This window comes from Streptosporangium amethystogenes subsp. fukuiense (assembly GCF_042665875.1).
Classification (GTDB): domain Bacteria; phylum Actinomycetota; class Actinomycetes; order Streptosporangiales; family Streptosporangiaceae; genus Streptosporangium; species Streptosporangium fukuiense.
Window position 1 is genome coordinate 1756652 of record NZ_JBHTEE010000001.1, and the last position, 11825, is coordinate 1768476.

The window sequence follows — 11825 nt, forward strand, 5'->3', positions numbered from 1 at the left end:
CCACAGTCTCGGGCGGATGGTTCACCGGGCGGTTTCGGGTCCGTGGCCTCCGGTGGTGGTCAGGCGGAGGGAACCGGTGGGGAAGTCCTGCTCGACGAGCGAGGCGACGATGCGGGCGCCCATCGTGACCAGCGGCAGCCCGCCGCCGGGATGCGCCGAGCCACCCACCAGGTACAGACCGCGCCGAGGCCCCCGGTTGCCGGGGCGGCGCAGCGGCGCGAACCGGCCCGAGCAGGCGGCGCCGTAGATCGAGCCGCCCCACGCGCCGTAGCGGTCGCGCAGGTCGGCGGGGGTGAACAGGTCGACGAAGCGCAGCCGCCCGGACAGGTCGTGTCCCCGGCGTGCCAGCCGCTCCAGCACCAGGTCCCGGTACGCCTCGGGTGACATCGGCCACCGGTCGGGGTCGCGGGCCGGGACGTTGACCAGCATCACCTGGTTCTCCGCGCCCCGCGGAGCCTGTGACGGATCGTCCACGGCCGAGCAGCCGATGTAGACGGTGGGATCCTCGGGTGGCCTGCGCCGCCGGAAGATGTCGGAGAACTCCCGCGCGTAGTCGGCGGAGAAGACGATCGAGTGGTGCGCCAGCCCCTCGGTCCTGCCGTCCACCCCGGCCAGCAGCAGGAACACCGAGGAGGAGGTGCCGAGTTCGGCGATGCGCCGCAGCCGCCGCCGGTCGGGAAGCAGCCGCCCGTACAGCGCGGCCGCGTCGGTGTTGGCGACCACGATGTCGGCGCGCTCGCGCTCTCCGGAGGCGAGCCGCACCCCCCTGACCCGTTCGCCGTCGGCGAGCACCCGCGCCACCTCGGCGCCCAGGACGATCTCCACCCCGGCCTTCTCCAGCATCAGGGCAAGGGCGTCGGCGATGCGGGGCAGCCCTCCGGGGACGTACCAGCCGCCCTCGCCGTGCTCGATCGCCGGGATGCACCCCAGCGCGGCCGGGGCCAGGTACGGGCTGGAACCCGCGTACGTCGCGTAGCGGTCGACGTACTGCCACAGCCGCGGATCGGTGAAGAAACGGCGGGCCAGGCCGTGCAGGGTCCTGCCGGGGGCGACCGCCAGCAGGTCCGGCAGGCGGGCCTCGGTGGGTGGGCGGATGAGCGGTCCGGTGAAGAAGGTACGGCGCGACGCCTCGAAGCAGCCCCGTGCCCAGTCGTGGAAGGCCAGCCAGTTTCGGCCCTCGCCGGGAGCGAGCCGGTCGACCTCGGCGGCCATCCTGGCCGGGTCACGGTACGCCGCCAGCGTCGAGCCGTCGGCGAAGAGGTAGCGGCACAGCTCGTCGAGCTCGACGAGGTCGAGCTCCAGCCCGAGATCGGCGAAGAGGCCGGGCAGGGTCAGCAGGGAGGGGCCGAGGGAGAAGGTGAAGCCGTCCCTGGTGTGCTCGGCGAGCTTGCCGCCGAGGCGGGGGAGCCGCTCGTACAGGCGCACCCGGTGCCCCTCCCGGGCCAGCAGCAGGGCGCAGACCATGCCCCCGACGCCGCCCCCGATCACCGTCACCTCCGGCATCCGCGTCCCCAGGTGAGCAGGACGAACAGGCCCATGCACGTCCCTCCCGCGACGGCGACCAGCGGATCCGGCGGGTCGAAGACCGCCGCGAAACCGACGGTCTCCATGACCGCCATCGCCGTGTATATCGACACCAGTCCGGCGCTCCACGCCGCGGGCTCGGGCACCAGGCGTTCGATCAGGACCATGACCAGCAGCGAGACGACGAGCCAGCCGGCGAAGTTACCGAGGGGGACGCCCCGGTAGGGGCCGGGGGCCTGCCAGATCCACAGGCCCAGCCGGGTCATCTGCGGGTCCAGGAACACGTCCCAGGCGGTGAGCGCGAGCGCTCCCAGCACGACCCGTGCGGCCCGGCTGCCGGGTGCGATCGCGGCGGCCACCGCGTGGGCCGCCAGTCCCATGCCACCCCAGGCCAGCGCCACGATCACCGGTACCCCGCCGAGCACCGGCTGGAGGACGCCGGTGTAGTGGTAGTCGCCGAACGGCAGCCCCGTCCTGGTCCCGACCCACTCCGCGGCGTACCCGATCGCGACCACGGCGGTGAACGCCGCGACGGCCCCGGCGGGGGAGTGGGTCACCGAGGCGAAGGCCAGCGCGCTCGTCACCAGCAGCAGGACGACCACACCGGTCAGCGCGATCGGCCGAGGCTGCAGCCCCGAGGCGACCTGTGCCACCACCATCGCGGCCAGCGACACCGCGCCCAGCGCGCCCATCGTCCTCGACGCGCGCGTCGCCACGGGACCCACCGGCGGTGGCCACACCCGCAACGCGCCGGGCTCCTCCCGTCTGCTGTTCACCTGGTGGCTGTGCCCGATGAACGGTCATTCGATCGGCTGGACGAGGTCAGGTTCCCTTTGAAAACCGGGGGCCCGCGACTTCCAAAGGCGCAGGGGATTGAACCTGCCGTGGCGAGAGGTCCTACCGTTGCGGGCGTGATCGGGAAAGACGACGCCGGACGTAGGTGGAGCATCGGCGAGGTGGCGCAGGCGAGCGGGGTGACCGTGCGCACGCTGTACCACTACGACGAGATCGGCCTGCTGAGCGCGAGCGAACGCACCGCATCGGGACACCGCCGCTACACCAGGCGCGATGTGCGGCGGCTGTACCGGGTGCGGGCACTGCGGGCGCTCGGGTTGTCGCTGGAGGAGATAGCGGGCGTACTCGCGAACTCCACGGACGATCTGGCGGCGATGCGTGACCTACTGACGGCTCAGCTACGCGAACTGGAAGCACACGCCGCACGGATCCAGCGGCTGACGCACCGACTCGGCGGGCTGCTGGAGCAGATCGGCAGCGGGTCGATGCCCGATTCGGGCCAGTTCATGATGACCTTGGAGATGATCTCTGTGTTCGAGACCTCGTTCACGACGGAACAGCGAGAGCAACTGGCCCGGCGCAGGGCCGAACTCGGCCAGGAAGCCGTCGAGGCGGCCAAAACCGAATGGGCCGGGCTCGTCGAGGAGCTTTTACGGCACGTACAGGACGACACCTCCGTCGACGACCCGAGAGTGCGGGTCCTGGTCGGCCGCTGGGACGCCCTGGCGAACCGGTTCCATGCCAACGGGCGAGACGGGGAGCAGACCAGAGCCGCGGCGCGGGGGATGTGGCGGGAAAACAGCGAGGAGATCGGCCGGAGCCTGCCGTGGCCCGCGGCCCGGATGCGTGACCTGGTCGACTACCTGGAAAGGGCTCGGCAGGCTGGACGAGACGACCGGCCGTTCCGGAAGTAGAACGTCCACGGCCCACTTCGCCGACCGCCCGAGTGGTCGCCCCTGCCTGACAGGGTTCCGTCCTTGAAGTGCTCCTCCGCCATGCCGGCAGCATGGAGGCGATCACGCGGCGATGCGCGGGGAGGAGGCGTTTGGAGTCGGGACGGTGCGGTGTGGTTGGCTGTCCCTCCGTGGACGTCGCTGAGGTGCTGGGTCTGTTCGGAGCCGGGATGCTGGCCGGGGTGGTCGGCACGGTGGTGAGCCTGGCCTCGATCATCTCCTATCCGGTGCTGCTGGCGTTCGGCCTGCCGCCGGTGACCGCGAACGTGACGAACACGGTCGCGCTGACCTTCAACGGGGTGGGGGCGGCGTTCGGCTCGCGGCCGGAGCTGGCCGGACAGGGGCCGAGGGTCCTGCGACTCGGCACGATGACCCTGCTCGGCGGGGCGGCGGGGGCCGGACTGCTGCTGGTGACCCCGTCCACCACGTTCGAGGCGATCGCGCCCTGGCTGGTCGCCTTCGCCTCGCTGCTGCTGCTCCGCCCGCCGAACACGATGACGGGGTACGGCGGCGAGGACGGGTGGAAGGCGCGCGCCGCCATGTTCGCCGTCGCGATCTACATCGGCTATTTCGGGGCCGCCGGCGGGGTTCTCATGTTCGCGGTGCTCTCGGCCGTGCTCGACCAGCCACCCGTCAAGATCAACGCTCTGAAGAACGTCGTCTCCGCCCTGGCCAACGGGGTGGCGGCGATCGGCTTCGCCCTCTTCGGGCCGGTGCAGTGGTCGGCGGCGGTGCCCCTCGCCCTGGGCTTCCTGCTGGGCGGCCGGCTCGGCCCGGTTATCGCCCGCCGCCTGCCCGGCCGCGCCCTCCGCCTCGGCACCGCCACCTGCGGCCTGCTCGTCGCGCTCAAACTCGGCGTCGACGTCTATACGTGAGCCGTCTCTGCCGTACGAGCGTCCAGAGTCCGGGAGCCGCCCTGGAAGCCGGTCACCGTCGAAAGACGCGGTGCCGCTCGGAACCGGCGCGTACCGGGAAGATCGGGCATTGTGAAGAGCACGTTCATTTCCACCGGCCGCGTCGCCGACGAGCAGCCGTGTCACAGCGGGGAGTGCGGGTGTCATGGAGCCTTTTTCATTCCGGTCAGGGAGTGTTCCGATGCGTCGTGAGGCGCCGAACGGTCCCGGGTACGAGCGGGCTTCAGGGTCGCTCTGCTGAGCTGTGGAAACGCATGATGAGGAAAGCTCAGTGATCGAGAACACCGTGGGCGGCCACGATGCCGCTGGAAGCGTCCGGCCGACGCCGACCGCGGTCTCGCCGGAGCTGATCAGAGCGGGAAAGCCCGATATGTCAGGCTACCTTGACGTCAAGGTGGCCTGACGAAATACTGGACCCATGTCTACTCCTGACGAGCTGGAACGCCGGTTCACGCTGCTGGCCGCGGCCGCGCGCTACGACGCGCTACGCACCCGTGACGCCCTGGCCGCACCGGCCGATGAGGACGACTCCGAGCTCGCGCAGCCCGACCCCGACACCGAGCCCCTGACCCGGGGCGAGGCGCTGGAGCTTCTCGCGCTGGGCGAGGTGATCGCACGGAAGGCGGGCTACGGGCGCCAGCTCTCCGTGCGCTCCGCCCGCCGAGCGGGCGCTTCGTGGTCGCAGATCGGTGCCGCGCTGGGAACCAGTAAGCAGGCGGCATGGGAGGCCCACAACCGATGGATCGACGAACAGGCCGGGGAACGCGACGGTCACTGGGGCTGGGACGAGAACGATGTGGCGGCCGCGCGCATACTCGCCGGCGACCCCGAGGGCGAGGGGGCGGAATGAGCGAGGTCGCCGGGCCGTACGGGGCGGAGGATTGAAAACGCTCCGCGCGTTCTCTCTTCTCCCGACGGACTCCCTCTCGGGCGGGCTCACGCTCAGGGGCAGAGGCGCCGGTAGGGAAGGCTGGGCACGAGTTCGGCCCAGTCCGCTTCGGTGAAACCGCCGGTGAGCGTGCACGCCCGCTTCACGGGATCGGCCAGCGCGTCATTCAGGGCGGAGGCGTCCCACCGGGCCCCCTTGCTGAACAGCGTGCGGCCGTCGAGCGTGAACAGGTACGGAGAAGAGAACGGCCCGCTCACCGTACGCACCCGATACGGCGCGGCGGAGCCACGGATCAGCCAGAACGTGACGGACTCGTTCCTGCCCCAGAGTTCCTCGTCGACGACGGCGGGGCCGTACCGGTCTTCGCTCAGGTCGTCTGTCCCGACGACCAGCAGATCGCCTCGCGGATGGAACGTCAGCCGATCGACGTTCCTGGGGCTGACGAAGGACGTGACCTTGGCTCTTGGCTTCCACAGCTCGACCGTCCTGCCCACCAGACCGACGGCCAGCATGTCGCCCGACCCCCAGGCCAGGGCGGTGACCCGGTCTGTCTGCCGGGTGAAGGGGGCGTTCTCCGTGTCCCAGAGCAGAACACCGCCTTCAACCGCGACGGCCAGCCACCTGCCGTCGCGGCTGAAGGCGGCGATGCCCATGTCTCCGGCGCCTGTCACCGAGGCGCCTCTGACCGGTGCGGCAGGATCACTCAAGTCCCACAAGGTCACCTTCTCCGATTTCACCGCGGCCAGCACCGGGCGCCTGGGATGGAGGGCCACCACCCGTCCCGCATCCGCCAGTTCGTGGCGTACCGGTTTGGCGAGGTGGCGGAGATCCCAGAACACGACGTCGTCCTCGGCCGCGTCCGCCACGAGCAGACCGCCGTCGGAGCTGAACGCCAGCGTGTCACCGCTGGGTCCCGGGGTGGGAAGAGCCGTCAGCTGTTTGCCCATCCCGTCCCACAGCGTGATACGGTCCGACCCCGTTGACAGGCCGGCGAGCACCGAGCCGTCTCCCGACACGGCCATGTCGTCTGTCATGGGCAGGGACGCGATCGAACGGGGAACCAGATCCCCCGTCAGGACCAGCACCCTCAGCCGGCCGTTCCGTTCCCCGTAGACCAGGGTCCGCCCGTCGGATGAGAAGGCCGCGTCCGTCATCGGCATCGGCAGTGTGTCCAGCCTGTTGGCCTGACCGTCCAGCACGAAGCTCGTCCCGTCCGAGGTGCCCGCGATGACCCTGGTGCCCCCCGGGTTGACGGCGACGGCGGTCATCCGGGGGATGTCCTTGATGAACTCGCCCGCGAACGCGGGCTCCCTCGGCTTGGAGACGTCCCACGCCACCACCCCGCCGTACGGTACGACCACTGCCGCGTTGGCCCCCGCGATCAGGGTGGATCCGTCGGCGTCGAAGTCGAGGCTGTCGAAGCGGAGGTCGTCATCGTCGGTGCGCAGCACCGACAGTGCGCGCCAGGTCGCGGCGTCCCACAGCGTGATCGTGCCGTTGACCCCGCTGATCGCCAGAGTTCTGCCGTCGGGAGCGAAAGCCGCCGCCCGTACCCCGTCCCCTTCGAGGGCCGACAGGACAGCGGGCCTGGCGCGGTCACGGACATCCCACAGGGTCGCTCTGCCCTTCTCGTCCTGGCCCGCGACCACACCGTCGCCGAAGGCGAGCGGGCCCTTGCCCTTCACCGTGCCCATCCGCCGCTGACCGGACCACAGAATGATCTGCCCGTCCTCGCCCGCGCTGGCCAGCGTCCGGCCGTCGGGGCTGAAAGCGACCGAGGTCACCGCCGCCCCGTGTCCCTTGAGCATCGCGAGGAAGTGCAGGCGGACCGGGTCGCGGAAATCCCACAGGGTGATGGTGTCCCCTCCCGCCGTCGCCAGCCTGGCGCCGTCGGCGCTCACCGTCAGGTCCCGTACCCCGCCGGGCGGCGACTGGGCGTCCGGCAGGCCACCGTCCAGTACGGCGGCGGTCAGCGCGGTTCTGGCCTCCACGGCGGCGGGATCGTCCTTCGGCGAGAGGGCGTCGGCCGCGAGGTTCCGCAGCAGGGCGGACCGCGGGGAGGTCGCCCGGGTCGTCGAGGCCTCCGCGACCAGCTGCTTCACGACGGCCAGCCGCTGCCCGTCCTCGGCGCGCCGCCAGAAGTACCCCGTGATGCCCAGCAGGAGGAGCAGCAGGACCACCAGCCCGCCCACCAGCAGGCGGCGCATGGTCGAGCGGAATATCGAGGCTCGGACGAAGTGCTGAGCCTGGCCGTCCAGCTCGCGCAGCCGTACCGGGTCGGAGCGCCAGTCCCGCGCGAGCGCCAGCGACGTGCCGGTCGCCAGGTCGGCGCTCCTGCGGCCGCCGTCATCCCAGGTCCTGGCCTCGGCTTCGAGACGTTGCCGTACCCGCAGATCGTCGCGGTCCTCGTCGATCCAGCCACGCAGTGTCGGCCAGGCCCGCACCAGCGCCTCGTGGGTGAGTTGCGCGTCGGTCCTGTCCAAGGTGACCAGCCTGGTGTCGTCGGCGGAGAGCGCTAGCAGCGCGGTCTGGGCGGCCCGCGGGTCGGGGGCGTGCTCGACCAGGTCGGTGATCGGCGTACGAGCGCGGGTGTCGTCGCTCTCGCCCACGTTCACCAGCCGCAGCAGTACGTGCCGCGCCATGGCCGCGCCGGGAGCGTCCAGCGAGGCCAGCACCCGGTCCGCGCTGTCGGCCAGCGCCCGCCTGATGCCGCCGCTGGCGTGATACCCGGCGACGGTCAGCAGGCCGGGTTCTCTGAGCCGCCAGATCGTGCGGAGGGCGTGCGCGAGCAGCGGCAGCCGTCCCGCCTCGTAGGCCTGCTCGGGGGCGACGCGCTCGTCAAGGTCGGCGAGGAGCAGATCGGTCAGTCCCGGCTCCAGCGCGAGGTCCACCGCGGCGGCGGGGCGTTCGATGGCCTCACGCACCTCCTCGGCGCTCATCGCGCCGACCACGGTCGTGGTGCGGCCGATGGCTCGCCGCAGTTCGGGAAAGTCGGCGAGCGCCCCGAAGTGATCGGAGCGGACCACCAGCACGGTGAGCGCGCCGCCGCTCCACGCGGCCTGTAACGCGCCGACGAAGCGCGCTCGCTCTCGCGCGTCCGCACACTGGGTGAACAGCTCCTCGAACTGGTCGACGACCAGCACCGTGCCGGGACCGGCCGTGACGAGAGGCGGATGGGCGGTCGGCGTGATCATCTGGTGCGTCCAGGTCGCCGAACCCGTGATTCCCAGGTGGCCCCTGCCGAGCGCGGGGAGCACGCCCGCGCGCAGAAGCGAGGACTTGCCCGACCCTGACACGCCCATCACCAGCAGCGGCGAGCGCTCCTCATGGCATCGCGCCAGCTCCCTGACCACCTCGCCGGTCAGCCGCTCGCGGCCGTGGAAGAACTCGGCGTCGGTGAAGGCGGCGAGACCGGGATAGGGGCAGCGGTCCGTGTCGCTCGGCGGGGACGCGGGTCCGGGCACGGTGGTGGTCGGCCGCCACGCGCGGTTGGCCGCCAGGACGACACCGCCGCCGAGCCCCTGCCTGGTCAGGGTGGGGAGCGGGAAACCCCTGCGGCCGAGCGCCCTGCGGGCGTGCTCGGTCGCGGACTCGATGGTGATCTCCCGTTCGCCCTGGGAGTCACCCCGCTCCAGCAGATCGATCAGCGTGCCGAGAAAGGCGGTGTGGGGTTCGCCCTCGGGGGCCAGGGCGAACTGCGAGGCGCCCGACGCGGTCAGCACATAGGAGCGGTGAATCTCCGCCAGCGCCGCGATGTCGCTCCCGCCGGACGACAGCGCCCCCACCGCGCGCCCGGAGAAGCAGCAGTCCAGAATCACGATCTTCGTCATGGCCGCGCTGTCACGGACGTAGCTGCGCAGATAGGCGTACGGCCAGGCGGTGTGCTCGGTCCTGCCTCCCGCTCCGCTCTCCTGCGTCCCAAGGAAGAGCTCGCCGCTCTGCCCGAGGATGCCGTGCCCGGTGTAGCAGATCAGCAGGGCGTCCCCGGGGCTCGCGCGCTCCGTCACCTGCTGTAGCGCCTCGCCGAACGCTCCCACCGAGGGCGGGTCCAGGCACAGGGTCAGCGCATCGCCGCGCACCCCGCACCGCTTGACCAGCACCTCGCTCAGATCGCGCAGGGTCCGTTCCACGGCCGGCTCGTCACGCAGCTCCGAACCGGCCAGGTGCGTGCCGGTGCCGATCAGCAGGACCTGGGCGCGGGCGAGGTCAACGCGGGGCGCTGTCATCCGCCTGAGTGACGGCGGGCGTGGCGTCCTGGCTCCCCATCCACCCCGCCAGTTCGCCGACGAGTTGTTCCAGGCGTGCGGCGTCCATCCCCCGCACGGTCTCGGCGGTGAGTGTGAACTCCTCGCCGTTGGCCCGCTTCAGGGACACCGTCACCGACCGCTTGCGGTTGCGGATCCAGGTGGTGATCACCATCGCCACGCCTGCCGCCATACCGGGGGCCAACGCCAGCTGCAGCAGGACCGGCAGGCCACCGCTCAGCGTCCCGGACGGCGCTTCCCCGTGCACCGTCCGTACGGATCGTGCCAACCCCGGGTCCTCGTCGAGCCACCCCCGTAGTGAGTGAAGTTCCTCCACGTCGTCTGCCGAGGCGATGATCTCCATGCTGCCTCATGCTAGGGATCCGCCATATCGGGCGCCATGCGGTCCGGGAATCTGGGGGCTATGTCGTCCGCGGCACGGCGGCTCGGCCTGGGGAAGGCGTGGCCGCCGTGCCCGCTCGGAAGCGGCCGATACCGGCCGAGGCGGAGGAGCGCGGCCGTCTCGACCTCGCGCACCTGAATTCTCAGGCCGTCGATGGGCCGGTCGCAGAGAGTAGCGGCCCGGCGGGCGGCGAGCAGGGTCTCCAGGGCCTTTTGGCGGTTGCCATGGTAGAGCCAGCCGCGCGCCAGGTCGATGTAGTGGTGGCCGAGCCGGACCGGCGGCATGGGTGATCGACGACGCCGGGTTCCCCAAGGACGGTACCGCTTCACCGGGAGTGACCCGGCAGTATTCGGGTGCGGTGCCGCACGTGCTGAAAAGCACACCGAGGGCAGACAGAGGTGCTCATTGGCGCCCCTCCGGTGCTCGTACACCACATGCATGGACGTGACCGACCACACGCCTTGCGCAGCAGTCACCTTGGACGGTCAATACGACGTCTTCCCAGTACCCCATAATTTCGATATATCAAACCTCTAGTCATCAAAAGGCTTTCGATTCCCATTGAGTATCCAATGTCCTTAATAGGGCTTTGGAAATCCTGACCGGATAACAGTTTTGGGCACCCCAAAAGGGGGATTTGGAGCTTTTGGTCTCGAAAAGAGTGATCTTTTCTTATTTTCTGCGAGGGTGGAAACGGGAAACACCAGAACTGCTCTTGTCCGTTCGACGCCGGTTACCGCACGCTTGTCAGCGATGGCTCTCAGCTGTTCGAACGGACAGCAAGGGAGGCCCATGTGGTCCAGCAGCCGATCCCCTTCGGCAGAGAACTACGGAGGCGGCGTCTCGCCGCCGGCCTCACGCTCACCGATCTGTCCAGGCTGGTGCATTACAGCAAAGGTCAGTTGAGCAAGGTCGAAAGAGGTCTGAAAGCGCCCAGCCGTGAGCTGGCGCGCCTCTGCGATACCGCGCTCGACGCCGGAGGTGTGCTCGCCGCCCTGGTCGACACACGGCCTGCGGCGACAGGGGCCACCAAGACGAGCCGCGGAGACGAGGAGGTATGGCTGATGCACTTGTCCGGAGATGGGCAGAGCTGGTTCCAGCCGGTGAGTCGGCGGCAGGTGATGGTGGCGGGCGCCACGTCGATGGCGGGTATGAGCATCGGCAGTCCGAGGACCAGTTCCCATACCGAGGACGCGACGCTGCTCGGCATGTCTCGGTCCTTGTTCGACCAGTATCGCCAGCTTGGTCAGGTGGCCGGCCCCGGCCTGCTGCTTCCCGCACTGATCGCGCAGACTCACACGCTGCAAGAGCTGTCGGCACACGCGGGACCGCGCACCCGGCAGGGGCTGCTGCGCCTCGCCTCGCGGTACGCCGAGTACGTCGGCTGGATGATGCAGGAGACCGGGAACGATCAGGCGGCCCTGTGGTGGACAGAGCGAGCGGTCGACCTTGCGGCCTCGGGGGGCGATCATCATCTGGCCGCGTACGGGCTGGTCCGTCGTGCGCTGGTCACGCTGTACCGAAACGACGCCGAGCAGACGATCGAACTGGCCAGGCAGGCGCAGGGAGGAGGGCTCCCACCGCGAATTCGCGGCTTGGCGGCGCAGCGGGAGGCGCAGGGGCACGCTCTCGCCGGCGATTACAACGCCTGCATGTTCAGCCTTGACCGGGCTCGTGCGCTGCTTGCGAGCAGCGCTCTGGACTCGGACACACCCGTCATCGGCACCACCAACCTGTCCGACCCGGTGGAGATGATCACCGGCTGGTGCCTGTACGACCTGGGTCGGCCAGGGGAAGCCGCCGAGCTCATCGGCAAGCAGATGGCTCAGGTGCCGCCACAGGCGCTGCGGACCTTGGTTCGCTATGGCGTACGACGCGCACTCGCGCACGCCATGGCGGGCGAAATCGACCATGCCTGTCACCTCACGGGCCAACTGCTCGGCAGCGCCGTCACGGTGAGCTCGGCCACCATCGCCGAGGACATGCGGGCTTTGGCGCGGACGCTGGGTCGTCATCCGAAAAATGCGGCGGTGCGCGAGCTGACCCCCGAACTCAGCCACACCCTGCGCTCTGTCATCCCGTAAACCCCGAGAAAGGGGAACA

General features: G+C 70.2%; 10 protein-coding genes and 1 pseudogene. 6 read left to right on the top strand and 5 right to left on the bottom strand.

Translation table 11 applies throughout. The annotated features are described in order from the left end of the window. Window positions 1–21: 21 nt before the first annotated feature. Both ACFQVD_RS07435 and ACFQVD_RS07440 read right to left on the bottom strand, forming a co-directional pair. Window positions 22–1503, bottom strand: a complete 1482-nt coding sequence (locus ACFQVD_RS07435) for a phytoene desaturase family protein (protein ID WP_343967132.1) — start codon at window positions 1501–1503, stop codon at window positions 22–24. Further along, window positions 1491–2300 (bottom strand): carotenoid biosynthesis protein, encoded by an 810-nt coding sequence (locus ACFQVD_RS07440; protein ID WP_343967134.1) that lies wholly within the window; start codon window positions 2298–2300, stop codon window positions 1491–1493. The genes ACFQVD_RS07435 and ACFQVD_RS07440 overlap by 13 nt, the downstream gene beginning before the upstream one ends. A 135-nt stretch (window positions 2301–2435) precedes the next feature. Here ACFQVD_RS07440 and ACFQVD_RS07445 point away from each other — a divergent pair, with 135 nt between their 5' ends. From ACFQVD_RS07445 to ACFQVD_RS07460, 4 genes are all read left to right on the top strand, one after another. Continuing rightward, on the top strand, window positions 2436–3233 hold the full coding sequence (locus ACFQVD_RS07445; protein ID WP_343967136.1) for a MerR family transcriptional regulator: 798 nt from the start codon (window positions 2436–2438) through the stop codon (window positions 3231–3233). Between the two features lie 170 nt (window positions 3234–3403). Further along, window positions 3404–4147, top strand: a complete 744-nt coding sequence (locus tag ACFQVD_RS07450; RefSeq protein ID WP_343967138.1) for a sulfite exporter TauE/SafE family protein — start codon at window positions 3404–3406, stop codon at window positions 4145–4147. 310 nt (window positions 4148–4457) lie between these two features. Continuing rightward, window positions 4458–4589, top strand: coding sequence for a hypothetical protein (locus tag ACFQVD_RS07455; protein WP_343967140.1), 132 nt, complete (start codon window positions 4458–4460; stop codon window positions 4587–4589). A gap of 15 nt (window positions 4590–4604) precedes the next feature. After that, a complete protein-coding gene (locus ACFQVD_RS07460) occupies window positions 4605–5036 on the top strand; it encodes a hypothetical protein (RefSeq protein ID WP_343967142.1) in 432 nt (143 codons plus the stop codon). Between the two features lie 92 nt (window positions 5037–5128). On the opposite strand, the gene ACFQVD_RS07465 is transcribed toward ACFQVD_RS07460, so the two are convergent. From ACFQVD_RS07465 to ACFQVD_RS07475, 3 genes are read right to left on the bottom strand one after another with little or no spacing between them, the layout of a single operon-like run. Continuing rightward, on the bottom strand, window positions 5129–9301 hold the full coding sequence (locus ACFQVD_RS07465; RefSeq protein ID WP_343967144.1) for a WD40 repeat domain-containing protein: 4173 nt from the start codon (window positions 9299–9301) through the stop codon (window positions 5129–5131). Then, window positions 9282–9683: an effector-associated constant component EACC1 gene (locus tag ACFQVD_RS07470; RefSeq protein ID WP_343967146.1), complete on the bottom strand. Its 402-nt coding sequence runs from the start codon at window positions 9681–9683 to the stop codon at window positions 9282–9284. The genes ACFQVD_RS07465 and ACFQVD_RS07470 overlap by 20 nt, the downstream gene beginning before the upstream one ends. Before the next feature lie 11 nt (window positions 9684–9694). Further along, a complete protein-coding gene (locus ACFQVD_RS07475; protein ID WP_343967148.1) occupies window positions 9695–10006 on the bottom strand; it encodes a hypothetical protein in 312 nt (103 codons plus the stop codon). On the opposite strand from ACFQVD_RS07475, the pseudogene ACFQVD_RS44845 reads away from it, so the two are divergent. Continuing rightward, a pseudogene (locus tag ACFQVD_RS44845) lies at window positions 9997–10092 on the top strand (transposase); the annotation flags it as partial. The gene ACFQVD_RS07475 and the pseudogene ACFQVD_RS44845 sit on opposite strands and share 10 nt — an antisense overlap. A 424-nt stretch (window positions 10093–10516) precedes the next feature. After that, entirely contained in the window at window positions 10517–11806 is a 1290-nt protein-coding gene (locus ACFQVD_RS07485) for a helix-turn-helix domain-containing protein (protein ID WP_343967150.1), read from the top strand. Window positions 11807–11825 lie beyond the last annotated feature (19 nt).